General features: G+C 34.4%; 29 protein-coding genes. 11 read left to right on the top strand and 18 right to left on the bottom strand.

The window, feature by feature from the left end; genetic code table 11:
- Position 1 precedes the first annotated feature (1 nt).
- The 12 genes from Q4500_RS09850 to Q4500_RS09795 all read right to left on the bottom strand — a co-directional run bounded on the left by Q4500_RS09850 (position 2) and on the right by Q4500_RS09795 (position 11788).
- Positions 2-1585, bottom strand: coding sequence for a sensor histidine kinase KdpD (locus tag Q4500_RS09850; protein WP_303599508.1), 1584 nt, complete (start codon positions 1583-1585; stop codon positions 2-4).
- A gap of 83 nt (positions 1586-1668) precedes the next feature.
- Entirely contained in the window at positions 1669-2253 is a 585-nt protein-coding gene (gene coaE / locus Q4500_RS09845; protein WP_303599507.1) for a dephospho-CoA kinase, read from the bottom strand.
- Positions 2250-3215, bottom strand: coding sequence for a CdaR family protein (locus tag Q4500_RS09840; protein WP_303599506.1), 966 nt, complete (start codon positions 3213-3215; stop codon positions 2250-2252). Before Q4500_RS09840 ends, coaE begins: the two co-directional genes overlap by 4 nt.
- Entirely contained in the window at positions 3215-4222 is a 1008-nt protein-coding gene (locus tag Q4500_RS09835; RefSeq protein WP_303599505.1) for a glycosyltransferase family 2 protein, read from the bottom strand. Before Q4500_RS09835 ends, Q4500_RS09840 begins: the two co-directional genes overlap by 1 nt.
- A 55-nt stretch (positions 4223-4277) precedes the next feature.
- A complete protein-coding gene (locus tag Q4500_RS09830; protein ID WP_299317551.1) occupies positions 4278-5084 on the bottom strand; it encodes an enoyl-ACP reductase in 807 nt (268 codons plus the stop codon).
- 162 nt (positions 5085-5246) lie between these two features.
- Positions 5247-6914, bottom strand: a complete 1668-nt coding sequence (gene recN / locus Q4500_RS09825; protein ID WP_303599504.1) for a DNA repair protein RecN — start codon at positions 6912-6914, stop codon at positions 5247-5249.
- A 55-nt stretch (positions 6915-6969) separates the two neighbouring features.
- Positions 6970-7863: a DUF4835 family protein gene (locus tag Q4500_RS09820; RefSeq protein ID WP_303599610.1), complete on the bottom strand. Its 894-nt coding sequence runs from the start codon at positions 7861-7863 to the stop codon at positions 6970-6972.
- Positions 7856-9061, bottom strand: coding sequence for a bifunctional phosphopantothenoylcysteine decarboxylase/phosphopantothenate--cysteine ligase CoaBC (gene coaBC, locus Q4500_RS09815; RefSeq protein WP_303599503.1), 1206 nt, complete (start codon positions 9059-9061; stop codon positions 7856-7858). The genes Q4500_RS09820 and coaBC overlap by 8 nt, the downstream gene beginning before the upstream one ends.
- A gap of 9 nt (positions 9062-9070) precedes the next feature.
- The gene (locus Q4500_RS09810) at positions 9071-9397 is read right to left on the bottom strand and encodes a DNA-directed RNA polymerase subunit omega (protein WP_133672899.1); all 327 of its coding nucleotides are present in this window, start codon (positions 9395-9397) and stop codon (positions 9071-9073) included.
- 17 nt (positions 9398-9414) lie between these two features.
- Positions 9415-10242, bottom strand: a complete 828-nt coding sequence (locus Q4500_RS09805) for an outer membrane protein assembly factor BamD (RefSeq protein ID WP_303599502.1) — start codon at positions 10240-10242, stop codon at positions 9415-9417.
- A 119-nt stretch (positions 10243-10361) separates the two neighbouring features.
- Positions 10362-11252, bottom strand: coding sequence for a 4-hydroxy-tetrahydrodipicolinate synthase (dapA, locus tag Q4500_RS09800; RefSeq protein WP_303599501.1), 891 nt, complete (start codon positions 11250-11252; stop codon positions 10362-10364).
- A 2-nt stretch (positions 11253-11254) separates the two neighbouring features.
- Complete coding sequence (locus Q4500_RS09795; protein WP_303599500.1) at positions 11255-11788, bottom strand: hypothetical protein; 534 nt, start codon at positions 11786-11788, stop codon at positions 11255-11257.
- Between the two features lie 45 nt (positions 11789-11833).
- Between Q4500_RS09795 and Q4500_RS09790 the strand changes: the two genes are divergently transcribed.
- The 8 genes from Q4500_RS09790 to Q4500_RS09755 all read left to right on the top strand — a co-directional run bounded on the left by Q4500_RS09790 (position 11834) and on the right by Q4500_RS09755 (position 18436).
- Positions 11834-12619, top strand: a complete 786-nt coding sequence (locus Q4500_RS09790) for a 5'-nucleotidase C-terminal domain-containing protein (protein WP_303599499.1) — start codon at positions 11834-11836, stop codon at positions 12617-12619.
- A 1-nt stretch (position 12620) separates the two neighbouring features.
- Positions 12621-13526, top strand: a complete 906-nt coding sequence (locus Q4500_RS09785; RefSeq protein ID WP_303599498.1) for a bifunctional UDP-sugar hydrolase/5'-nucleotidase — start codon at positions 12621-12623, stop codon at positions 13524-13526.
- A 14-nt stretch (positions 13527-13540) separates the two neighbouring features.
- Complete coding sequence (locus Q4500_RS09780) at positions 13541-13990, top strand: GNAT family N-acetyltransferase (RefSeq protein WP_303599497.1); 450 nt, start codon at positions 13541-13543, stop codon at positions 13988-13990.
- 342 nt (positions 13991-14332) lie between these two features.
- Complete coding sequence (locus Q4500_RS09775) at positions 14333-14896, top strand: Crp/Fnr family transcriptional regulator (RefSeq protein ID WP_303599496.1); 564 nt, start codon at positions 14333-14335, stop codon at positions 14894-14896.
- Between the two features lie 64 nt (positions 14897-14960).
- Positions 14961-15344 (top strand): hypothetical protein, encoded by a 384-nt coding sequence (locus Q4500_RS09770; protein WP_303599495.1) that lies wholly within the window; start codon positions 14961-14963, stop codon positions 15342-15344.
- Positions 15345-15699: 355 nt separating this feature from the next.
- A complete protein-coding gene (locus tag Q4500_RS09765; RefSeq protein ID WP_303599494.1) occupies positions 15700-16152 on the top strand; it encodes a penicillin-binding transpeptidase domain-containing protein in 453 nt (150 codons plus the stop codon).
- A 295-nt stretch (positions 16153-16447) separates the two neighbouring features.
- Entirely contained in the window at positions 16448-17062 is a 615-nt protein-coding gene (locus tag Q4500_RS09760; protein ID WP_303599493.1) for a fumarylacetoacetate hydrolase family protein, read from the top strand.
- Positions 17063-17536: 474 nt separating this feature from the next.
- On the top strand, positions 17537-18436 hold the full coding sequence (locus Q4500_RS09755) for an AraC family transcriptional regulator (RefSeq protein WP_303599492.1): 900 nt from the start codon (positions 17537-17539) through the stop codon (positions 18434-18436).
- A gap of 8 nt (positions 18437-18444) precedes the next feature.
- Here Q4500_RS09755 and Q4500_RS09750 read toward each other — a convergent pair whose 3' ends face one another.
- The 6 genes from Q4500_RS09750 to Q4500_RS09725 are packed head-to-tail and all read right to left on the bottom strand — an operon-like array spanning position 18445 to position 23924.
- On the bottom strand, positions 18445-18750 hold the full coding sequence (locus tag Q4500_RS09750) for a hypothetical protein (RefSeq protein ID WP_303599491.1): 306 nt from the start codon (positions 18748-18750) through the stop codon (positions 18445-18447).
- Complete coding sequence (locus tag Q4500_RS09745) at positions 18747-19985, bottom strand: sodium:proton antiporter (RefSeq protein ID WP_303599490.1); 1239 nt, start codon at positions 19983-19985, stop codon at positions 18747-18749. Before Q4500_RS09745 ends, Q4500_RS09750 begins: the two co-directional genes overlap by 4 nt.
- 6 nt (positions 19986-19991) lie before the next feature.
- A complete protein-coding gene (ligA, locus tag Q4500_RS09740; RefSeq protein ID WP_303599489.1) occupies positions 19992-21983 on the bottom strand; it encodes an NAD-dependent DNA ligase LigA in 1992 nt (663 codons plus the stop codon).
- Positions 21984-21988: 5 nt separating this feature from the next.
- The gene (locus Q4500_RS09735) at positions 21989-22570 is read right to left on the bottom strand and encodes a TIGR00730 family Rossman fold protein (RefSeq protein WP_303599488.1); all 582 of its coding nucleotides are present in this window, start codon (positions 22568-22570) and stop codon (positions 21989-21991) included.
- Entirely contained in the window at positions 22567-23436 is an 870-nt protein-coding gene (prmC, locus tag Q4500_RS09730) for a peptide chain release factor N(5)-glutamine methyltransferase (RefSeq protein WP_303599487.1), read from the bottom strand. Before prmC ends, Q4500_RS09735 begins: the two co-directional genes overlap by 4 nt.
- 2 nt (positions 23437-23438) lie before the next feature.
- Positions 23439-23924: a GNAT family N-acetyltransferase gene (locus tag Q4500_RS09725; RefSeq protein ID WP_303599486.1), complete on the bottom strand. Its 486-nt coding sequence runs from the start codon at positions 23922-23924 to the stop codon at positions 23439-23441.
- A 77-nt stretch (positions 23925-24001) separates the two neighbouring features.
- Here Q4500_RS09725 and ribD point away from each other — a divergent pair, with 77 nt between their 5' ends.
- Genes ribD through Q4500_RS09710 form a run of 3 tightly spaced genes read left to right on the top strand, consistent with a single transcriptional unit; the run spans position 24002 to position 26588 of the window.
- Positions 24002-25108: a bifunctional diaminohydroxyphosphoribosylaminopyrimidine deaminase/5-amino-6-(5-phosphoribosylamino)uracil reductase RibD gene (ribD, locus tag Q4500_RS09720; RefSeq protein WP_303599485.1), complete on the top strand. Its 1107-nt coding sequence runs from the start codon at positions 24002-24004 to the stop codon at positions 25106-25108.
- Complete coding sequence (locus tag Q4500_RS09715) at positions 25101-25703, top strand: HAD-IA family hydrolase (protein ID WP_303599484.1); 603 nt, start codon at positions 25101-25103, stop codon at positions 25701-25703. The genes ribD and Q4500_RS09715 overlap by 8 nt, the downstream gene beginning before the upstream one ends.
- Entirely contained in the window at positions 25704-26588 is an 885-nt protein-coding gene (locus Q4500_RS09710; protein ID WP_303599483.1) for an EamA family transporter, read from the top strand.
- The last annotated feature ends 11 nt before the right edge of the window (positions 26589-26599 follow it).

Raw genomic sequence — 26599 nt, 5'->3', positions numbered from 1 at the left:
TTTATATTAACGGCAGTTTTATGTAAAATGTACTTCCTTTTCCTTTTTCACTTTCGGCATAAACTTCGCCTTGGTGGTCTTCTACTATTTTTTTTACGTAAGACAATCCTAATCCATGTCCTTTTACGTTATGTATATCTCCTGTATGCTCTCGATAGAATTTTTCAAATACTTTCTTAACCACACCTTTACTCATACCAGCACCTTGATCTTGTACTTTAATAATAATATAATTTTTAGCTCTCTCTGTAAACACATCTATTTTAGGTGCCTCTTCAGAATACTTAATCGCATTATCTAACATATTGACGATTACATTGGTAAAATGCATTTCATTTGCTAAAACTTCACAACGCTCAGCATCTAAATGTGTATGAATATATCCCCCCCTATCATCAACTATTAATTGTACATGAGTGATAGCATCTTCTATTATGTCGTGAACATTGACCCTATCCTTACTAATATCAAGTTGATTTTTTTCCAACTTAGATATTCGTAATACATTTTCTACTTGAGCATGCATTCTTTTATTCTCATCGCGAATCATCTGTAGATATCTTAAGACCTTTTCTTGATCATTAATTATCTTCGGATTTCTAATCGCCTCAACAGCAAGATTTATGGTCGCAATCGGAGTTTTGAACTCATGCGTCATATTATTTATGAAATCTGTTTTTATTTCAGATATCTGCTTTTGACGAATTAACTGATAAATTGCCCCTGCATAAGCCACCACTATTATTATGGTAAACAATAGCGAAAGCATTGCGAGACCTAAAATAGATTTCACCAAGAATCGCTTTTTCTTAGGAAAGGAAATTAACAAATCGAAATTTGAAACTCCTTCATAATCTACGAACATGGGCGATCTATAGATATTCGCTTCTGCATATTTAAATTTAGATGATTTCACTTTGGTCGGTAAACCATTGCTATACACTCCATATTCAAATGCTATATCAACTCCTCTATTCTCTAACTCTCGTTGTAAAAGCAACTCAATTTCTTGTTTAGAAACACGCTTATGAATAGGAACACGCTTGGCATAAACCATAAAAACATCTTCCATGGCAGCCTTCTCCATTTTATTAAGTCCTCCGATTTTTTCAAATCTTTGAATAGGATTTAAACGTGGTGTATTGCCCTCTAAGTCAATATCTTCTCTAAAAATTGAAGTTGTACGTTTACTGGTATAACTTTTAATGATGGTAGTATCTGCACCATCACTATTATCAAAGAACGTAGACGAGATTCCGTAATCTTCTTCTAAAATACCGTGTTCATACAACAATATTTCATTAGAATTGACATCTCTATCAATAAAGAAAAAATTAGTAAGCTGAGTACCTTTAAGCTCTCCACCTGCACTATCCTTTGCATGTAAATACCTGTCGAAGTAGTTTTTAGATTCTCTTTCGGTAATTTTATTGGTGACACTGTTCAATGCTTCAGAAACACTGCTAGAGAATTGCTCTTCTCCACTATCTATGGATTTACTAATCCAGAAACTTTGAACGAAAATCAGACCAATAAGTGAAAGGCTCATTAAAACCACTAAGAGCACAAATAACTTTTTGTTCATTGGGTGTTAAAATTAAAGATTTAACAGTTAGAGGATAGTACGTTTAACCTAACCTTAACAAAAATGTTAAAATTGCTAAATTACTAACAGTCAGTAAGGATAGATGCGTGAACTTGAAGAACTTTTTCTCTAGTTCTTTCTAAGTCGATATTTTCGATAATAAAATTGGCTAATTCTAATTTAATTTTATCTTCAAGTTGATTATTCATACGAGCTTCAACTTGCTCTCTTGTACTATTATCTCTACTCAATACTCGCTCAATGCGTATTTCTTTTGGCGCTGTTACCAAAATTACGTCATCGTATAATTCTTGCGATTTGTTCTCAAATAACAATGCTGTTTCTTGAATTACATAACATGAGTCTTGCTCATTTGCCCAATCTATAAAATCTTGCCTTACTACCGGATGTACTATATTATTGAGTTCTGCCAATAACTCTGAATCATTAAATACTTTATCTGCAATATAAGGTCTGTTCAGCTTACCTTTCTCATAAGCTTCATCTCCCAACAGCTGCACTAATTTTTTATTAATAATGACAGAAGTATTCATTAAATACTTAGCACGATGGTCTGAGTCGTAAACCGGAACACCTAGTTCTTTGAACATAGTAGCAACAGTAGATTTACCACTTCCTATTCCTCCTGTAAGACCAATTATTATCATTCTCTTCGAAGTATGAATTCGACTTCATTTGTACTCATTACAACATTATTTAGCGTTCTTGGGTATTTCTCCAATTTCACAGACAATCTATTTTCTGTTTCTTTCGACACCTTAGCATAATCTGCTTCTACTGAAAAATCTTCTGCCTCCAATTGTTTCAGATGCTCTAAAGTACCTTGACAACGAACTTCAACAATTTCTGGAAAAGTACGAACCTTTATATTTTCAGGTAGATTAATGACATGAACAGGTACTTTAATAACCTGTTCAGAAAATTTGACCACCTTACCAAAGACCTTTACTGTTTGTTTAGAAAATGTAGTTCCATTTAACTGCTTTGGTAATTGTAAAGTAATTTCATTTGAAAATGAGCTATTTACATTTTCTGATTTAAACAATTCAGTTCTTATTTGATTTATAGTATCTATTTGGCTTTTAGGCCCTGATATTTGAATAGAATCTGGTTCAACCTTAATATCACCTTCAATAATATGATTAGTAGCAAAAGTCATTTCCATTAATACCTTTACCGGCACTTTCTTAGTCTCTAAAGATGTGAAATCGAAATATATTGCATCGCTATCAAAATCGGTCAGTGTGCTATAATTGTTAAGTTGCGATTCTAATTGAATTCTAATTTGGTCAGACGTTAGATAATAACTACCATCTTTATGCATCACCTTACTAACATCTAGTTGAATATGCTTGGGTTTCAGTTCATATCCTAAAAACTGGAATCCAGCAGCTTGTAACCGTACTTGAATTTCATCTTTAGGAGTATTCGCCAATAAGAATTCTTCAGGTATATTAATATATTCTACTTGAAAAGTAGTGTTATTAGTATAGGTAAGCGATAATTTATTAATTAGCCAAGCGAGTGACGCACATAACAAGAACACAAGAAAGACTTTTACCTTTCTTTTCTTTAGTCCTGTTTTTACCCACTCTATTAAACGTTCCATCAGTTCACTCTAAAAAATAATTTCGGAAAAATTTCCTCTGGCTTCTTATCTGAGGCATTAATATACAGGGTTGATTTAAAAAATCCATACCCATATCCAAAAAATTGTATCACAGTTGCCACTAAAGATAGAAAGGCTACTTTTAAATTACGAGTTTTCAAAAGCGCATCTATAAACAAAACTAAAAAGTATGTTGAATATATAAACCACGGAATTTTGAAACCTATTAATGCTAATAATAATGAAACCACAAGTCCTAAACAGAATACAGTTGGAAACCAATAGGTAATCTTCTTGGTCTCCGGATGCCACTTATTTAATATAGGGCGTACCATACCAAATTTATTTACCTGAATATAAAATTTGTTCCAGTCTATTCGCCTTTTATGATACACAAATGCTTCTGAGATCAATTTAGTTCTATACCCTTTATTCCAAATGCGTATGGTTAGATCTGGATCTTCACCGGGGTGAATATTTCCGTAGCCGCCAACGTTTTCAAAAGCTTCTTTCGAAATACCCATATTAAAGCTTCTGGGTTGAAATTTATCTACCGCTTTTTTTCCTCCACGAATTCCTCCTGTGGTCAGAAAAGAGGTCATTGCATAATTAATTGCTTTTTGAACGGTAGAAAAAGATTCATGTGCCGCATCTGGACCACCATAGCAATGCACATAATCTTCTTGTAAACTTTTTTCTGCTTCCACAAGGTACTGTGGTGGTAAAATACAATCAGAGTCTAAGATTATAAAGTAATTTCCCTTTGCCCTAGACATTCCGTAATTACGAGAATCACCAGGACCAGAATTAGGTTTCTTATAATATGATATTGCCAAAGAGTCTACATACTCACCTATGACTTCTTCAGATGAAATGGTAGAGCCGTCTTCGACGATAACCACCTCAAAAGTTTTGTCATAGGTTTGTAAACGTAGACTGTCCAACAATTCTTTAATTTCGCTGGGTCTATTGTATACAGGAATGATAAAAGAAAATGATAAGTCCATGATTACCCTCCTTTAATAAATAGGCTCCAACAAAATTGGAAAATTAAAATTATGATTAAAACTTCTCTATAACTTCTTGACTAACCCCTGTATTAGAGAAACCACCGTCATGAAACAAGTTTTGCATAGTCACTTTTCTCGTAAGATCAGAGAATAATGTTATGGTATAATCAGCACAGTCTTGAGCTGAAGCATTACCTAACGGAGACATCTTTTCTGCATAGCTGATAAAACCATCAAAGCCTTTTACTCCTTGTCCTGCTGTAGTTGCTGTAGGTGACTGAGAAATCGTATTTACACGTACGTTCTTTTCTTTACCAAAGAAGTAACCAAAGCTACGAGCAACAGACTCTAAATATGCTTTATTATCTGCCATATCATTATAATCTGGGAATGTTCTTTGTGCTGCCATATAGGTCAACGCTACAACACTACCCCACTCATTCATAGCATCTGCTTTATAAAGCGATTGTAATACTTTATGAAAAGAAAGGGCTGATACATCCCATCCTTTTGCTGTGAAATCATATTTCTCATCTGTGTAAGCACGACCTTTACGTACGTTAACCGACATACCGATAGAATGCAATACGAAATCAATTTTTCCTCCTAAAATTTCAACAGCCTTCGCTACTAAATTATCTAAGTCTTCAACACTGGTAGCATCTGCTGGTATAACTTCTGAACCTGTTTCTTTAGCCAATTGATCTATTTGACCCATTCTCATGGCAATTGGGGCGTTTGTCAATACAAAAGTACCACCTTCTGCGTGTACTGTTTGTGCTGTTTTCCATGCAATAGAATTCGCGTCTAGTGCTCCAAAAATAATTCCCCTTTTTCCTTTTAATAAGTTATATCCCATGCTGGTTGATTCTATAGTTAGATTTAATATTCAAAGATATCTAAAATATGTTAATTCAGAATTGAAGTGGTACTTAAAAACCCTAAAAACAACAGCCTTATTTTAAGTGTTTAAAGACTTGGTTGTCGTAAGACCAGTTACAAATTCTAAAAATATAGTGCTTTAAGCACCCGATGATACATTCAAAAGTTCTTTTGCATGTGCCAACGCAGAATCTGACAAATCTTTTCCGCTTAGCATATGAGCTAATTCCACTACCCTTTCATCATCTGTCAATTGCTTTAAATTAGTCATGGTACGTTCTTTACCTTCCGTTTTAAAAACTTTGAAATGATGGTTTCCTTTTGATGCTACTTGTGGTAAGTGTGTAATAGAGAATACCTGCAAATCGGTACTCATATCTTTCATGATATCTGCCATGCGGTTAGATATCTCTCCAGATACACCTGTATCTATTTCATCGAACATGATAGTTGGTAGTTTTTCATACTTAGCCAGTATCGCTTTAATTACCAACATTATTCTTGACAATTCTCCACCAGATGCTACTTTTTTCAATTCGCCATAGCTACCGCCTCTGTTAGCCGTAAACAAGAATGAAAGTTCATCTTTACCCGTAGCTGTAAATGCTTCTGCTGTACTTAATTTTATTTCGAATGATGCACTAGGCATACCTAACAAACCAAGATCAGATTCTAGTTTTTTCTTTAATTGTGGAATTACGGAATTTCGTTTTTTACTCAAAACAACTGCTTGAGCTTCTAAAACTGCTTCCAGCTCTTGAATTTCTTTTGTTTTTGAAGCAATTTTATCATCTAAATTGGCAGTTTCAAAAACTTTATCAGCAAGGTCGTTTTTTATGTTAATCAACTCAGCTATATCGCTAACATTATGCTTTTTCTGTAAGTTATACAGCAGCTGTAGCTTATTATTCACCTGTTCTAGCTGATCTGGGTTAGCCTCTACCCCTTCTTGAAGACGCTGTATTTCTGAACTCACATCATCTAATTCTATCAGTACAGATTTAACGCGCTCGAATAAATCATTATAGTTCGACCCAAAGTCGACCAATTTCGAAAGTGATTGACGCATTTCTGTCACTAAAGGCAAAACACCAATTTGCTCGTCATTAAACAACTGATCTCCTTTTGACAGCTGCTCCATAATCAACTCAACATTATTCAGTTGTTCGTATTCTTCCTCTAAGTCTTCAATGACACCTACTTTCAATGGTGCCTTTTCAAGTTCTTCTAATAAAAACGTATTGTAATCTTGCTCTTTATTGGCTGTATTTTGAATTTCAATAAGTTTATCAAGTTCTTTCTGAGCCTTTCGATAGGTTTTTAACCCTTTTCTATACTCTGATAACCGTTTTTGGTTGTTTGCCAATGCATCGACCAATTTCAACTGAAAGTCATTTTCAGTGAGCTGCATGGTCTGATGCTGAGAATGAATATCAATAAGATTTTCTCCTAAGGTTAATAAGACACCTAAAGTAACGGGGGTATCGTTTACAAACGCTCTCGATTTACCGCTAGGTAAAATCTCTCGCCTAATAACCGTACTATCTTCATAGTCCAAGTCGTTTTCTTCAAAAAAATTCTGGAGTCCGTACGTGTCAATTTTGAAAGTACCTTCTATAATACATTTCTGATCCTTAACTCGCAAAGAGCTTAGATCGGCACGTTTACCTAGCACTAGAGATAATCCGCCAAGTAAAATAGATTTACCAGCACCTGTTTCACCGGTAATAACCGTAAAACCTTTATTGAAGTCTACTTCTAGATGATCAATTAATGCGTAATTAGAAATGGAAAGGGTTGATAGCACGCGTTAGAGTTTTAGATTCACAAAGGTAATCTATAATTCCGTTTTGTAAAATGGTTCAATATTTAATATCGTTCCAGGTAGTTGCGTATAAAGGTGCTATTTTATTGAGGGTTTCCTTAAGCTTTACGATATCAACTTTTGGTCCATCAGAAAAAATATTTTTTATCTCTTCTGATTTTGCATCAAAGAAAGTAGAAATCAAAAATGCATTTGGTCTCCTATTGATCATCGTCCGAAACAAATTCATCGTACCTGCAATTACTTGCTTGCCCGTACTATTATTATCTGGAAGAATATCAAGACCTTTTCTATGATAATTATACATAGCTATTCGGTACTCTCTATAAGTATTAGACAAAAGATTATCTACCAACTCAAACCTACTTCTGTTCGAGTCTGAAGATTGGTTCCAACCAGAGAAATTACTTCCTTGTGCCTGAGTTACAATATTCTGCGCCTTTCTATAGAAATCAGTTCCACCTTCTAGTGAAAATGTATCTGCATCCAAACCTAGCATAATATATGCGTAATAAGCGATTACACTCACCAAATTTGATTCAAACTGATTTTCATTTAAAATCAATGGCTGAAATTCAATATATTGAAAATTTAACTGGTTGTCTTTATAATTAAAAACCGGTGATGAATATGAGGTATTATACACTGGTCTAGAAGATTGTATTTGAATAGTACCGCTAAAATTGTTGGATTCATAAGAAGTAATCGTAATAAAAATTTGAGCATTTAACCGCTCATTTTCTTTGTATACACGATTTGTCCATTTAGATTTATTTATAAAATCATTCAATGAACGCTCTAAAGTCTTAAAAACCTGAAGATCACCTTTAGTTACTTGATCAGAATTAACCGTAATGGCACAATTAAACTCCTGAGCATTTGTCACTAAACCAATAAAGATAAATAGTAATAGAAATACAGCCTTACGCATACCGTCTTTTAATAATTTCATTGAAGATATCCACGGCAACTTCTGCCTTGGTCTTTAGTTCAAACGTAGTAATGCTAGAATTGGTATCTATAAATGATATTTTATTGGTAACCCCACCAAAACCAGCACCCTTATCTCGCATAGAATTCAATACGATGGCGTCTAAATTTTTACGCTTTAGTTTACCTTTTGCGTTTTCAATTTCGTTTTCAGTCTCTAAGGCGAAACCGACCAAGAATTGATTTTTTTTATGTTCCCCGAAGCTTTTTAAGATATCTTTATTCTTGACCAATTCAATAGTAAAGTTTTCTTCGGATTTTTTAATTTTCTGTTCTGCTACGGTCTTGGGTCTATAATCCGCTACAGCTGCAGCACAAATTACGATATCTGATGTTTCATAATACAGTTGAGTACTATGATACATGTCGTCTGCCGAAACTACATTGAGAACATGAATATTATCGTGAATAACAGACAAATGTGTAGGCCCAGTAACTAAAAATACTTCTGCACCTAGACTTGCCGCTGTTTTAGCAAGCTCAAAACCCATTAAGCCTGAGGAGTGATTTCCTATAAAACGAACAGGATCAATTGCCTCGTAAGTCGGACCTGCAGTAATCAATACTTTTTTGCCAGATAATGGTAATCCATCAGATAACTGCTTTTTAATAAAGCTTACAATATCTTCTGGCTCTGCCATTCTACCTTCTCCATGCAAACCACTAGCAAGCTCGCCACTTGTTGCAGGTATAATCATGTTACCAAAAGAAGTAAGCGCATCTAAAGAACTTTTAGTACTTGGGTGCTTGTACATATCAAGATCCATTGCCGGAGCAACAAAAACTGGACATTTAGCAGATAAATATGTAGCCATTAAAATATTGTCGCAATTACCCGTTGCCATTTTAGACATGGTATTCGCAGTGGCTGGCGCAATCACCATTAAGTCTGCCCATAGCCCCATTTCTACATGATTGTTCCAGTCGACAATATTCCCTTCTGTCTTAACAAAATCAAGCACTACTGGGTTTTTAGCCAAAGTGGCTAGTGTAAGTGGGGAAACAAAAGAGCTGGCGCTATCGGTAAGTATGACCTTAACGTTAGCGCCAGCTTTTATAAATAAACGAACTAAGAATGTTGTTTTATAAGCAGCAATTCCTCCGGTAATTCCTAAAAGAACATTTTTGCCGTTCAACATATTTCTTTCTTAAGCGTCTTTTTCTGTGTTTCTATGGTAGATTTTATCCATCAACCACTCTTCTACTGCCATTGCGTGTGGCTTAGGTAATTTTTCGTAAAACTTAGAAACCTCAATTTGCTCTTTATTTTCAAAAACCTCTTCTAAACTATCGCTATATGTAGCAAACTCTTCTAATTTCTCTAAAAGCTCTTTCTTAATTTCAGAATTGATCTGAACAGCGCGCTTTGCAGCGATTGAAATAGCCTCATAGATATTTTCAGTAGGCGCATCGAACTCATTACGGTTAATAGTTACCGTAGATACCGATGCCTTAGAGTTTTTTAAATCGTTCATATTCATAATTAAATTATTTATTTTGATTCAACGACCTGCGCTTGCATACGTTGTAATTCTTTATCAATTTTTTCGATTAAATCTGTAGCCTCCTTATCGAATTTAGATTCTGGAAACTGCTTTTGCATTGCAGCATGAGCAGACTTCGCATTTTTTAAACGCTCTTCTTTCAATTGCTCAAAACTATTTACTGCCATGTGTGTTAATGCTTCAACCTTTATAAACATTGCTTCTTCTCTAAAAGGAGAACCAGGGTTATCAGACACAAAATTATCGCTCGCCGCTACTGCTGATTTAAGCATATCATAATTGAACTCCCCCAATTTATTATACTGCTTCAATATCTCAAACGCCTTTTCTTGTTTTTTTGTTGTGAGTTCTTGAGCCATAGTATTTGCTTCGGCATAAAACTCAGATTCAGAATACGTATTAATAAAATTCTGTAATTTCAATAACGCTTTATCTGTATCGGTTTGATCTAAAGAATATTCTGGAGATAACTCGTAGAAACTTTTAGCGCCTAAAAAAGTAGCTTCAATAGCCTTATCACTTTTTGGATATGATTTTACAAAACGCTCAAACTGATAGCCTGCCATGTTGTAATCTTCTTGCTGAAAATAACTGTTAGACAAAAAGAACATAACACGCTCACCCTGAGGTTTACCTACATATTTAGGGGCTATTTGCTCAAGCAATCTATTAGCTCTTTTAAAATCACCTTCTTCATAGAAAGTTTCGGCCATATCGTATTTCGCTTTTACATCATCGTTCTTGAGCACTTTTTGGTACTCGTTACACGATTGTAAAGCAATGGCAATCAATAGTATTGGAAAAACTCTCCTCATTTTAAAAAACATTTTGCAAAATTAGTGATTATCAATGGATTTAAAAAACATTTTAAACCAATAAAAATACAGGCTTTACTGCACACAAATGTCCTACTAAGAGAAGTTTTAACGAAAAATTATGCTGGTATGCGCATCATAGATTCCATAAATGAAACTATTCTATGCTTTAATGCATCACTCGCAGTAATCAATGGTAGTCTTACAAAAGGCTTAGCAAAACCTAAATATTCAAAAATAACCTTGATTCCAGCCGGATTTCCTTCCTCAAAAATCAACTTCATACCATCTTGCATTCTATAATGATAGCTATATGCTACTTCGGTATTACCATTTAATCCTTCGTGCACCATTTTAGAAAATTCTTCTGGCAAACCTTGACCGATTACAGAAATTACTCCGTCACCACCCGCAACTATAGTTGGCAATGCCGTAATATCATCCCCAGAAAGTACTAAGAAACCTTCTGGTCTTTTTGATATTAGTTCCTGAACTTGGGTCATATCTCCGCAAGCTTCTTTTACTGCTACTATATTATCAAATTTTTTTGCTAGACGTACTACTGTTTCTGACAACATATTACTACCGGTACGACCAGGTACATTATATAAAATAATCGGTAATGGTGATGCTTGCGAAAGTGCTGCGAAGTGCTGATAAATACCTTCTTGCGTAGGTCTATTGTAATATGGAGAAACAGATAGAATAGCATCATATGCAGATAAATTCGCAGATTGTAACTCTTCTACCAAAGCCATAGTATTATTACCGCCAATACCAATGACTAAAGGCAATGCACCTTGATTTGCTTCTTCTACGGTGCGCATGACCAATTGCTTTTCTTCTTTTGATAAGGTTACCGATTCTGCCGTAGTTCCTAAAACCACCAAGTAATCTATGTTGCCTTCAATATTAAAAGCTACAACTTTTTTAAGAGCCTCTACATCTACTGATCCATCTTCTTTAAAAGGCGTAATTAACGCTACTCCTGCTCCCCTTAAATCTCTCATAATTAAATCTCTTTAAAAATGCCCAAGTACTTTTTCAATTCTTTTTTAAATATCTGAAAGTCCTTTAACGGCGTATCTAACATTAAATCATTGTAAGTAGGTCCCACTTCTTTAAACCCTACTTTTAAACGAGCCTTTGCCTTCACCGACATTAAATTCAACAACAGGCTATCCTCATTATAATAATTCACTAAAAGGTCATATTCTCGTCCTAAAAACTCAAGGGCATAACTGTTTTCAATTTCACCGTTCCACCCTAAGTCCTTATCTGAAAAAACAGGAGTGGCATATGGTGAGTTTTTATCATAAAAACGCTTATATCCAATAATTTTAACCGCATTGGGATGCAACGATAACTCTTCTTGAAACTGAAAAAACAATTCAGTTTTCTCAAACTTATCTAGATCCACAATACAACCTACAGAACGTATTCCTTTACTTTCACGCGTTACAGCCACTGGTGTTGACACCAACTGTTTTAATATCTTACGGCCAGATTTCCGCTTAAACTTGTCCTTAATTCCTTTTAAAAACATGTATTTTTACATTTAGACAAATGTAAATAATATCCCTGCAACTATATGGCGAAGTTAAAACACTTTGGTATTTTAAATATAAAACATTATGTTATATTTATAACATTGTTAAATTTAGTATCTTGTAAAAACAATCCCGAACACCTCACTGAACTGACTGGCAAGCAGATAGCAATTGACACCAGTTATACTTCGGTTGACAGTATTCAAAAATTTATTCAGCCTTATCATGATCGCGTTGAAAGTATTTTAGATAGTACATTGGCATATTCACCATATGTTATTTCAAAAACCGATGGTAAATTCAATACAACTGCAGGTAATTTAATGGCAGATATTGTACTGAGTGAGACCAATCCTATTTTTAAAAAGCGCACCGGAAATAGTATTGACCTGGTGCTTTTAAACCATGGCGGTATAAGATCGATTATTTCTAAAGGAAACGTAACCTCTAGAACTGCTTATGAGGTAATGCCTTTTGAAAATTCGGTAGTAATCGTAGAACTTAAAGGCGATGCCCTATTAAAGATGGTCGACTACCTAATACAATCTAAAAGAGCGCACCCTGTTGCTGGTATACAGCTTATACTTAATAAAGACAACACGGTCAATACTTTTACGATTAACGGTAAACCTGTAGATAAAAACAAATCTTATTATGTTGCTACTTCTGATTATCTAGTAACTGGTGGCGACAATATGAACTTTTTTAAAGAAGCGCTTTCCAAAACAGAAACCGATTATAAAATACGAAATGCCATGATAGATTTCTTTTCTAAAGTGGATACCCTTGCACCAAAAGTAGATTTAAGATACTATCAATTACAGTAAAATGGAAAGAAGAAAATTTATACGAAATACTGCCGCATCGTCTAGTCTATTGACTCTTGGTGGCTTAGGTCTAAACTCTTGCAACGTTTCTACAAAAAAGCATATTACTATCTTACATACCAATGATGTACATAGTCATGTAGATGCATTCCCCAAAGGCCATGCAGATTTTCCTGGTTTAGGAGGTTTAGCGCGTAGAGCTGGTTTGGTAGATAGTATTAGAAAAGAAAACCCACATACATTTCTATTCGATGCCGGTGATATTTTTCAAGGTACCCCCTACTTCAATTTTTATGGTGGTGAACTAGAATTTAAATTGATGAGCATGCTTAATTATGATGCTACCACTATTGGTAATCATGATTTTGACAATGGTATTGACGGACTATTAGCGCAAATGCCTTACGCTAAATTTAATTTTATCAGTGCCAATTACGACTTTTCAAATACGGTTTTAGACGGATTAACACAGCCCTATAAGATTTATGAGAAAGACGGGATTAAAGTTGGTGTCTACGGATTAGGGATTAAACTAGACGGTTTGGTTACAAAACAACTCTTTAAAGAGACTGTATTTCTTGACCCTTATGAATTGGCTACCGATATGGAAACCAAGCTTAAAGAAGAGGAAAAGTGCGATTTGGTTATTTGCCTTTCTCACTTAGGATATGAATATAGCACTGAAAAACCAGATGATTTAAAGCTAGCAAAGAGAACTAAATACACCGATTTAATTATTGGTGGCCATACCCATACATTTTTAGATAAGCCAACTGTAGTTACCAATGCTGCTGAGCGTGATGTATTTGTCAATCAAGTAGGATGTTTTGGCGTAAATCTTGGTCGTATCGATTTCTATTTTGACAACAGCACTGTCAACGCGAACGGGTACACCATTAAAGTCTAAAAAAGAGACCTCTTATGCTTTACTATAAACGTTGCTCTAGCGATAACCAAAACTTCAAAGAATTAGTAGCGCTACTTGATGCAGATTTGGCATTACGAGATGGAGACGAGAACACTTTCTACGCACAATTTAATGGTATTGATGCGTTGAAAAACTGTGTCGTCTTTTATACTGATGAAACCCTTGTTGCTTGCGGAGCTTTCAAAGAATTTAACAAAGACTCGGTTGAGATTAAACGCATGTATGTTCAACCAGATTACCGCAGAAAAGGAATTGCCTCAAAAGTACTAGTAGTATTAGAAGAATGGGCAAAAGAATCGAATTATAGTTATTGCGTTCTTGAAACGGGTTTACGCCAGCATGAAGCCATTGCTCTATACAAAAAGAATAACTATACAGTTACCGATAACTACGCCCCTTATGAGCATATGAAGAATAGTGTTTGTTTTAAGAAGGTGTTGTAGATTTATTTCTACGATATTATCATGTATGGATATAGAAAAGAAAAGTGTAATTAGTTTAGCATAAGTCAAACACCATCTCTTAATAAATACTATGATTGTCAAAACGGATTAAATAATATCTTAACCACATACATCCTAAATTAAATTCCACATTCATTAACTTATAATAATTCTGGAAACTTTAGCATTGTTAACCGGCAAGCTTTATTTATGTTCCAAATCTTGATACAATTTATATTTTCTGTACTAGAGCCCTTTAAAACTAAATAGAAAAATTCATGTATTTGCACACTACTAATCTCTTTTAATTTTTGTATTTATGAATAACAAACACTCATCAAAATGGAAAAATTAAAAACATGTATCTCAAATCAAGTAACTATCGACAATAGCTCAATGGATGCTATTATTTCGGTTTTTAAACCAATGAACATTTCTAAAGGTAATTTCTTTTTAGAATCTGGAAAAGCCTGCAGACAAATGGCATTTATTGCATCTGGCTATTTGCGAATGTACGACATTGTTGATGGCAAGGAAATCACCTTATGGATCGGTAGTTCGGGTAAATTTATTACATCACTTTCAAGCTTTGTTTTTGAAACCTATAACCACTGGAATATTCAAGCTATTACCGATTGTACTCTTAATGTCATCAATAGAGAAGATCATTTTAAACTAAATAAAACAGAACCAAAATGGTTGGAATTTGACAACCTTATATTGGCGAATTCTTTCGCCTTGTTGGAAAAAAGTATGTTCTCCCAACTACATACCACAGCAAAACAACGATTTGAAAGCTTACTAGAAGAAGAACCGGAACTCTTTAATACCATACCATTGCAATACATAGCTTCTATGTTAGGTATTACACCAGAATCATTAAGTAGGTTGAGAAAATTGAATTAACTATCATTTGTCAAGAGAGATGATGTCTTGATTACGGAAATTTGTAAAAAAAAATTTTCATCTCATGAACAAATTACAAAACGCTTTAAAAGCCAATGCCATATTCTCTAGTATTTCAGGCATATTACTGATTATATTTAATTCTAAAATAGCTGCACTATTCGGTACGGGCAATACTACTATCTTTTGGGTGGTTGGTTTGGTGTTACTTTATTTCACCATTACTATTTGGTATGAGATTAAAAAACAAAGAAGATTAGCTGTGCTATGGATTATTATTCAAGACATTTTATGGGTGGTAGCCAGCTTAATGATAATTGTACTCAATCCCTTTGTTATTACATCGACGGGGAATTTAATTATTGGAATTATTGCGGTAATTGTATTGTTTATGGCGATAAATCAAACAAAAGCACTCAATCAAAACAAAACCGCTACCAAAAATTAATAAAACACATGAAATGATTTGCTTCACATCGGACTAAAAACATTAGTTATAAGCATAAGCTTACTTCTTATAAATTCAAATATTTATCTTTAAAGTTCATTTTATTAACCTTATATTTTTTCTAATGCCATTGAAATTTAGCTATATCGCTTTACTCTTATTGTGTATCAGTTCATGTAAAGAACAAAATAAGGACCATACTATTGAACAACCTAATTCCATTAAAAATAAGATATAAAATACTGAATTTCAATCTATTATAAATTCCTCAGATGTTAAGGGTTCCGTAATCATAAATGATTTAAAGAAGGACATCTATTATTCCAATGATTTTGACCGGGCAAACCAAGGAAGATTGCCTGCGTCGCCTTTTAAAATTGCAAACTCCATTATAGGACTTGAAACCGGAGTCATTGAAAGTGACAGTACCATTTTTAAATGGAACGGTGAAGACAGATGGTTAGATATATGGGAACAGGATCTAACGTTAAAAGGTGCTTTTCAATACTCATGCGTGTCCTGTTATCAAGAAGTAGCTTCAAAAATCAATCCTGAAAGAATGAACACGTATGCAGAAAAACTACACTATGGTGATCTGCATATAGACTCGTTAAACATTCGAAACTTTTGGTTGGAAGGAACATCACGTATCAACCAAATGCAACAGGTCGATTTCTTAAAAAGGTTTTATGGTAACAAACTTCCTATTTCAAAAAGAACAAAGGACATCGTTCAAAAAATCATGATCATCAATACGGAAAATAACTATACGCTCAGCGGTAAAGCAGGCTTATCCATACGTAGTTAAAAAATTAATGGTTGGTTTGTAGGCTATGTTGAAGTAGCTGACAATACCTATTTCTTTGCCACTAATCTAGAACCATTTTCTTCTGATTTCAATATGAATGAATTTAACAAAAAAAAGAAAATCCATTACACTATCGGCCTTTAGAAAAATGGATATTATAAAATAAAACGATACCTCAACATAATCCTAAAACAAAACCAAGAGATAATGTGATTTCAAGAAATTCGTTATCCCATAGTTGTAATAATCATTAATTTAGTCCCATAAACTGAATTACACATTAAGATAATAAGCAATGAAAATAATAGGCATAGGAAAGAATTACGTAGTAGATAAATCTGAAATTGGTGCATTAAAGAACGATGTACAGCTCATTTTCACAAAGCCCGATTCTACCTTAGTTGCGGATAGTAAAGATGTCGCATTCCCCGCTATTACCAGTCAGTTGATTTATGAAGTTGAATTAGTAGTGAAAATTGGCAAAACTGCTAAAAATGTCTCTTTAGAAGAAGCAAACTCATACATTTCTGAAATAGGTATTGGTATTGACTATACTGCAAAAGATGTACTTACAGCGAGTAGAGAGAAAAAAGGTCCTTGGGCTTTGGCAAAGGGATTTGATGGCGCTTCGCCTATTTCAGGTTTCAAACCCATAGCAAATTTTCCAGAATTAGATAATATCAATTTTGATTTAGTGATTAACGGTGAAAAGAAACAAGTAGGTAACACAGGTTATATCATTTATAACTTTGCTGAAATCATCAGCTTTGTTTCTACATTCATGACTTTGAACCCTGGTGACATGATTTTTACAGGTACACCAGCAGTGGGTGCTGGTGAAACATTTAAAGGAGATCATTTACAAGCTTCTATTGAAGGAGAATTATTGTTGGATTTCAAAATGATTTAAACCCTTTTAGAGAATTTATACAAAACCGGATTACCTGAAATAATTCGGTTTTTTTTTAGACTTTAGCAGTTAATCAGCATAAGATTTTATAACTAATTAACCCCTTTACCTCCCTTATTCAACTAAGTTAACACACGTTTATAAATTATAATAAAAATATATTTTCTTACCTTTTCTATTGTAAATTCGTACACTATTTTTTGTACTTTACATAAAAGTTATTGAATGAATATTGTTTTCTTGTTAATTGCAATCTTCGGATTTATTTTAACCGCTGTATTACTTTTAAGAAAAAATGTAAATAAACTACCTCAACAATTTCTTGCTTTTTTCTATTTTATTTTTTCCATATACAACCTTCAAACTTACATTATAACCGATGGATTGTTAACTCAGTTTAAATGGTTTTACTTTTGGCCACTCTTACTCTACAGCATAATAAGCGTACCTGTATATTTCTATTTTAAAACAGTTATGGACGATAAGTTTACGTGGAAATGGCAATACATTTTACTATTTATCCCCTTTCTACTAAGCGTCATAGATGTTGCCCTTGTTTTCTCTAAACCGGCATCTTACTATAATCATATTGTGGAAAATGCCATTTCTTTCCCTACAAAACGTTTTGGCGAACAATATGGACTGCTTAGTTTAAATGAACACTATAGCTTACGTCATTTATGGCAATTAATATATTTACTATCCCTTATACCCTTGTTAAGAAGATTTTTTAAAATAAACCCAAATGATAAATTAAAGGTCATCCTTAATAGATGGTTGCTTTTGTTTTATACCGCATTAACCTTAATGGCATTTATTACTTTGTTTTTTGGAATTGAAAGAATGTTAGGTCTCAATACTTTAAATATATCAACCACAAGTTTATACAGTTTACAGATTATATTGTTTCTAGTCTTATTATTGATAAGCATAGCTCCCCTATACTTCCCTTCTATTCTATACGGATTTCCTAAAAATCAATTATTGGTTTCATCATCTATAACAAATGACACCAATTCAAAATCACAGATGTACGGGTTAGATAATCGAGAACTAAACAACTCACTAATAACTATAGAACAACAGGAAGCATTTCTAAAACAAGGTTTTAATTTAAAAGCATGTGCAGAACTTTTACATGTACCTGCTTATCATGCTGCTTATTTTTTCTATCAAACAAAAGGAATTAGTTTTACAGCTTATAGGAACAAGATTAGAGTAGAAAAAGCAAAGCAGCTTATTGATTCGGGATTTCTAGAATCGAACGATTTATACAAACTTGTGTATTCGTGCGGATTCAATAACAAAAGTGATTTCGAGAATAATTTTCAGAGATTTACAGCAATAAGTTTTAAAGAATATATATCTAAGTAACCTGACTTCTATACGTTGTTATTAATGATATAATCCACAATTACCTTTAACTCTTCATCTAAACTAATTGTAGGATATTCTTTTTTTGCCAAACGATACCAGTACCCTGCACTAAATCTGTCGCCTTCTTTACGGTGCAAATAGGCATGTAACCAACTACCCAAAGTATTATGTATGTCTTGAGCTAAATTATGCGAAGCTTCCCAATCTCCATTGGCATCATACCATATCGATTTTAGTTCGTCTGACCACTCTTCCGGAACAGTAGATAGTTCTAAGCTCTTTTCAAATTCTAGGTACGTTTTAGGTATCATTTTACAACTCTTTTAATAAGCTTCTCAACGGTTAACCCCTGCCCTATAATAGAGAATATCACCACTATGTATGTTATGACTAAAAATGCATCTCTATGCATTACATCAGATAAACCTAATGCCAATGCAATAGATATACCTCCACGCAATCCGCCCCAGGTCATTAACAAATTAGTTCTCGGCACAAAATCTAATTTCTTTTCAAAGAATTTAATAGGTAGTAATAGTGACAAATAGCGACAAATAAGAACCAAAGGAATTGCCAATAATCCAGCAATTACGTATTCTGTTTTAAAGGATAATACGAGTATTTCCATCCCGATTAAAACAAAGAGAAGTGTATTCAAAAGAATATCTAAAAGCTCCCAAAATTTATCTACATAAGTCTCCGTAGTTTTTGACATTGCAGAATTACGTACCTTATCGTTACCTACTACCAAACCTGCAGCTACCATTGCTAGTGGAGCAGATAAATGGAATTTCTGTGCTATCAATGTACCTGTCATAACGGTCGCCAAGGTAATGATTACTTCTATATCATAATCATCAATAGATTTCATAAGTTTCCATGTTACCCAACCTAAGGCTAGACCTAATGCCACCCCGCCAATTACCTCAACTCCAAAAAGTTCTAAAATGTCTAACGGACCAACGGCTACTTCAGTTGCAGCGGCCAATTTAAAAATTGTTAAAAAAACCACCACACCAACACCGTCATTAAACAAAGATTCGCCCACAATTTTTGTTTCTAATTGTTTTGGAGCTCCTGCATTCTTCAATATTCCCAATACTGCAATAGGATCTGTTGGTGAAATCAATGACCCGAACAATAGACAATAGATAAAAGAGATATTCATTCCTATCAATTGTAATAAATAATACATACTTGTACCTACTAAAAAGGTTGACACCAACACACCTAAAGTAGAGAACACCAATATAGGCCACCGCTGCACTTTTAATTGTTCAAAATTAGTATGTAGTGCACCTGCGAATAACATAAAACTTAACATAATATCAAGCAATACTGCTTTAAAATCTATCTGGGTAATAATGTATCGTTCTGCATTAATTAAAGTGTCATCAATATAACCAATTAAAAAAACGACCAAAGTAAATAGAATTGTAATCAGCATTAAGCCGATACTGTTAGGTAGTTTTAGAAAACGCGCATTTATATAGCCGAATATTGCCGATAAAAATACTAATACTGAAATAATTGTAAAAATGTCCATAGTTTTTTATGCTATCATATTTATAAAATCCTGCTCACTTATAATCGGAATCTCAAGAATCTCTGCTTTTGTACGTTTGCTTGGTCCCATTTTATCGCCTGCAACCAAAAAACTAGTCTTTGATGATATTGAAGAGCCTACCTTACCCCCATTATCTTCTATTTTCTTCTTAAGCTCATCTCTGCTTAAAATCTCAAACACACCCGATACTACAAAGGTTTTACCCGCTAACATATCTGTCTGGTTTTCTAACTTCTCGGCAGATATGGCTAATTGTACGCCGTAACTACGTAATCTTTCAATAGCATCGATATTCTTTTCGTTCGCAAAAAAGTCAATGACACTCTGCGCAATACGCTCTCCTATTTCATCTACAGATGTTAAGTGCTCTAGGGCAGCTTCTTTTAAAGCATCTATATTCTTATATGCTTTTACCAATTTCTTTGCTACCGTCTCCCCGACAAAACGAATACCTAAAGCAAATAGTACACGCTCAAAAGGTACTTGCACCGATTCAGATACCCCTTTTACCAGATTCTCGGCGGACTTCTCAGCCATTCGCTCCAGAGGCAATACATCATCTTTGGTGAGTTTATACAAATCGGCAAAATCGTCTATTAAACCTTCTTTAAATAGCAATTCAACCGTCTCACCACCTAAGCCTTCAATATCCATCGCCTTTCTTGAAATAAAATGCTGAATACGACCTGTTATCTGTGGCGGACAACCATATTCGTTCGGGCAGTAATGTTTGGCATCACCTTCTGAACGAGTAAGTTCTGTTCCGCATTCGGGACATTGATGTATATACTCAGTAGGCTTAGAATCTGCAGGTCTTTTGGTTAAATCTACCGCTATAATTTTTGGAATAATTTCCCCTCCCTTTTCTACAAATACGGTATCGCCAACACGAATATCTAATTTTGCTATTTGATCTGCATTATGCAATGAGGCTCTTTTGACCGTTGTACCTGCCAATAAAACAGGTTCTAAATTCGCTACAGGTGTAATTGCCCCTGTACGCCCTACTTGATATGTAATTTCATTGAGGGTAGTAGATACTTGTTCCGCCTTAAACTTATATGCCATTGCCCATCTTGGAGCTTTAGCAGTATAACCTAATTCATCTTGATTCTGAAGACTATTTACTTTTATAACAACCCCATCTGTCTCATAAGGTAATTCATGACGCTTTACATCCCATTCATCAACAAATGCCATAACTTCATCTGTGGTTTTGCAAAGCTTTGCAACGGTTGGCACTTTAAAACCCCATTCCCGGGCTTTCTCTAACATGTGAAACTGAGAATCTATATTCAAGTTTCTACCCACTATACTATATAGCAAACACTCTAACGGTCTTTCCGCAACAGCACTACTATCTTGAAGCTTTAAACTACCTGATGCTGTATTTCTAGGGTTCATGTATGGATCTTCGCCATTTGCTACGCGCTCTTCGTTCATTTTCATGAATCCGTCAAAAGGCAAAACGATTTCTCCACGTATATCAAACTTCTCAGGGTAATCTCCCTTTAGTTGCAGCGGAACAGATTTTATCGTCTTAATATTATTGGTAACATCGTCTCCCTGAATTCCGTCACCACGAGTAACTGCCTTTATCAGTTTTCCTTTTTCATAGATTATACTGATAGATGCACCATCGTACTTTAACTCACAGGTAAAAGCAACAGGCACATCTCCTAGATTACGCTGAATACGTTTCTCCCAATCTTCTAAATCTTCTTTGGAGTACGAATTATCTAAAGAATACATTCTGTGCTCATGAACTACGGTAGCAAAATTTTTGGTTATCATTCCACCAACCCGAAGTGAAGGTGAACTTGCATCATGGAATTCTGGATGTTTTGCCTCCAAATCCTGTAATTCTTTCAATTTCATATCAAAATCATAATCAGAAATGGTCGGACTATCCAATACATAGTAATTATGATTATACTCTCGTAACGCTGTTCTTAGTGCTTCTATTTTTGCCTTCATATTCCTTAAAGCTGCTCTTTATTAATCCATTTTGGTGTTGGTAACGGAATGTAATTTTCCATTTTTTCCAGTAATGAATTTATATCATCGTCTACCAAAATAGTATTTATATGTTCTTGTTTTACAAAACCTTCTTTGACCATGTCATGCATCATCTTTAAAAGGGAATCATAAAATCCGTTTGTATTTAATATTCCTATCGGATATTGATGTAGCCCCAGTTGAGACCAGGTCAACATTTCAAAAAATTCCTCTAATGTTCCAAATCCGCCAGGTAGCATTAATATTCCGTCAGATAGATCATGCATCTTTAATTTACGTTCATGCATATTTTTGGTAACGATTAATTCTGTTAATCCCTCATGAACCACTTCTTTCTTTTTTAGAAATACAGGAATTACTCCTATCACCTTTCCACCATTATTTAATACCCCTTTAGCAACTTTACCCATGATGCCTATTTTAGCACCACCATAGACTAACTGAATAGTTTTCTTCGCAAAAGTCTCTCCTAATTCTGATGCCTGTAAACCATATGCAGAATCAACACCTTCACTACTACCGCAAAAAACTACAATACTTTTCATTTCTTTATTCCTTTTATCATGCGGTCATTGCCAAACATATCTTTCCGCAACTCTATAGTCTTAAAATTAGATTCTTCTAATAAATTCATTGTTTCTTCACCCAAATACTGATTAATTTCCAAATACAAACATCCGTCTTCATTTAGATGGTCAGCTGCAAAATTAACTACTGCGCTATAAAACTTTAATGGGTCTTCATCAGGAACAAAAAGTGCCAAACTAGGCTCATGTTCTATGACATTATTCTGCATTTCTTCTTTTTCTAATTCTCGCACATATGGCGGATTAGAAATAATAATATCAAATTTTTGGCTTAATTCTTTTGCTGAGGTTTCCGCATCCAAAGACAACATATTTGCTTCGAAAAATTTTACACCTGCATTCAGCAATGCGTTATTTTCATCTGCTACTTTTAAAGCATCCGTAGAAATATCCAACCCGAATACTTTTGCATTCGTCAAATTCTTATCCAAAGAAATTGGAATACAGCCACTACCTGTACCCATATCCAGAATAGTCAATAATTGTTTAACATCTTTTACATCATCCAATATCCAACGAACCAATTCTTCAGTTTCAGGTCTTGGTATCAATACATGTTTATTCACCTTAAAATCTAGACCCATAAAATATGCCGTACCAATAATATGCTGAATAGGCTTCTCTAGTTTTAATTTAGATAAGGCTTGAAATATAACAGTCTCCTGTTCTTTATCAATAACCAGCTCTGGCTGCATTGCTAAAACAAAACGTTCTAAATCAAAATAATGCTCAATTAGTAAATAAAAGAAACTATTGACCTCGTCCTTACCATAAATAGCATCTAATTCTAAATGAAATATATTTTTAATCTCCCTTAATAACACAGTTACAATTTTTTAAGCATGAATACAGGACAAGAATAATGACCTGTATCTCCCATTCTACCCTCTATATATTCAAAGCCCATTTTCTTGTATAATTTCTGGGCAGCTTCCATATTGGGCAGCGTCTCTAAATAACAAGAATCAAAACCATATTCTTTGGCACGATTTAAACAAACGCTTATCATTTTATGCCCTAAACCCTTACCTCTTGCCTCTTTTAAAAAATACATTTTCTGAAGCTCACTTACATTACCCTCATAATTATCTAATTGAGCTATACCTGCACACCCCAAAATAGAACCATTCTCTTCTACAACAAAATAAGTTGCCTTAGGTTTCTCATAGTGTTCAAACATGTTATCTAACGAAGGGTCTTCATATGCTGTTCCCACTTTTGGAACACCCATATCCGCTAATACCTGTCGTATAACTTTGGATACTTGTGGGTTATCTCCCTTTCTAATTTCACGGATAATGACTTTTTCCATAAGAATAAGGCAATAGGTTTTAAAGTACTATTTTTGAAGTGTGAAGATACGTGATATGCGTATAATGTTAAAGTTTGATGTCCATTAATAATCTAGATACCAACAATTCAATGCCGTTAAATAGAGACGCGCTTTCTACCGATGAAACCTATATGCTTCGTTGTTTACAGATAGCAAAGAACGGACTAGGTTTAACAGCACCCAACCCTATGGTAGGAGCTGTAATTGTGCATAATGATAAAATTATTGGCGAAGGGTTTACTAGTGCATACGGTGGTTCTCACGCTGAGGTAAATGCAATTAACTCTGTTTCTGATGTTTCTCTTTTAAAATCATCTACCATTTATGTAACCTTAGAACCTTGTTCTCATTACGGGAAAACTCCGCCTTGTGCAGATTTAATCGTAAAAATGGGAATCCCTAAAGTTGTTATAGGCTTAAAGGATCCACATGAAAAAGTAGCCGGTAAAGGAATTAAAAAATTAGAAGAAGCAGGTTGTATTGTACTAGTTGGTATTCTACCAAAAGAATGCGAGGAACATCACAAACGCTTTCTTACTTTTTTTACTAAACGACGACCATACTTAATTTTAAAATGGGCAGAAACAGCTGACGGGTTTATTGCTCCTGAACCTTTAAAACGTGGAGAAGAGAAGAAACCCTATTGGATCACCAATACAAAATCGCGACAATTAGTACATAAATGGCGAAGTGAAGAGGCTGGTATTTTAGTTGGCACAAATACGGTCCTAGATGACAATCCGCAATTGAACTTAAGAGATTGGGCCGGCAAAGCACCTACTCGCATTATATTAGACAGAAGTTTAAAGATCACAACAGATTATCACGTTCTTAACGGAAAACAAAAGACCATTGTCTGTACCGAAATAACTGATCGCAAAGATGATATAGCCGGTATAACCTATAAAGTCTTAGATTTTAAAGTTGACTTACAACAACAATTATGCACACTAATGTATGTGGAACAAATACAAAGTGTCATAATCGAAGGCGGCTCACAAACACTGCAAAGTTTTATAGACGCTAACCTGTGGGATGAAGCTCGAATTTTTAAAGGAGCAAACAGGTTCTATAAAGGTATTGCCGCACCTAAAGTATCCGGACGTACATTGAAACCAATTCAAATTTTAACCGACCAACTAACCATAGTACGAAATGATTAAAAACATCATATTTGATTTTGGAGATATCTTCATTAATCTAGATAAGCAAGCCCCTTTATTAGAAATGACAAAATTTGGATTTACCGAATTGACTCCGGAATTAGATATTATTTTCAAAGAATATGAAATGGGTATAATGGAGTCTGATGAATTTGTTAATCGACTACAGGATATTTTTCCCAATGCTTCTAAAGTTCAAATTAAAGATGCATGGAATTCCATTATTTTAGATTTCCCCGAAGAACGATTAGAGTTCATTGAAAAATTAAAGAGCGACAATAAATACCGATTATTCTTATTAAGCAACACCAATGATCTGCATATAGACAAAGTAAAAGAATCTATGGGAATGGAACGTTTCAACAGGTTTAAAAACTGTTTTGAGGTTTTCTACCTATCTCAAGAAATGAAAATGCGCAAACCTAATGCAGACATATATGAGTTTGTCTTAAAAGAGAATGAATTAAATGCAAATGAGACGTTCTTTTTAGATGACACTAAAGAAAATACAGATGCCGCCTCTAAGCTAGGTATACATTGCTGGAATCTTCAAGTAGGCAAGGAAGATGTTCTTGAAACTTTAAGCCATCTCTAAATGATGTATTTAGCGCTTAGCATTCTTTTTTCAAGTCTAATCTTCGTTATTTTTAAATTGTATGCCAAATATCAGGTTCAAACAATATATGCGATAATTACCAATTACTTTGTTGCCTGTACAGTGGGGCTTATTTACTACAATGAACCCATAGACCTTACCGCCATTCCACAGAAAAGTTGGTTTTGGGGCAGTATCGCCTTAGGTCTTCTTTTCATACTGATATTCAATTTAATGGCCGCTACATCTCAGAAACTGGGAGTCTCTGTTGCTTCGGTTGCTACAAAAATGTCGTTAACCATACCGGTACTATTCGGAGTGTTCTTCTATAAAGAATCACTTGGAGTATTAGAAATTATAGGAATCATATTAGCCTTATTAGCCGTTTACTTTACTTCATTAAAAGAAAAGAAGATTAAAACGGAGAAATGGGCTTTTGCACTACCTGTTTTGGTCTTTCTAGGTTCCGGAACGATTGATACCAGCATAAAGTATTTTCAAGATGCGCATATGCCCGAAGAGGAATATGCCTTATTCTCAGCTACTGTTTTTGCCGCTGCAGGTATATTCGGTTTATTCTTCTTAGCATTTAAATCTACGAAGCAACGACTTAAAATTAATTTCAAAAATATACTTGGCGGTATTTGCTTAGGTATACCTAATTATTTTTCCATCTACTTTTTATTAAAAGCGCTACAACATCCTACGTGGAACAGTGCTTCGGTTTTTACCATAAACAATGTTGCTATTGTTATGTTCTCAACTTTGCTTGGTATTTTTCTTTTTAGAGAGCGCCTAACGATCAAAAACTGGTTTGGAATAGGATTAGCTATCTTTAGTATCATTCTAGTCGCTTTTGGTCAGCAACTAATGATTTTCATTTAAAATATATCGAT

This window comes from Maribacter sp. 1_MG-2023 (genome assembly GCF_030547005.1).
GTDB lineage: Bacteria > Bacteroidota > Bacteroidia > Flavobacteriales > Flavobacteriaceae > Maribacter.
Note: the sequence above shows the minus strand (reverse complement) of the source record. Positions and strands in the feature narration are given on the sequence as shown.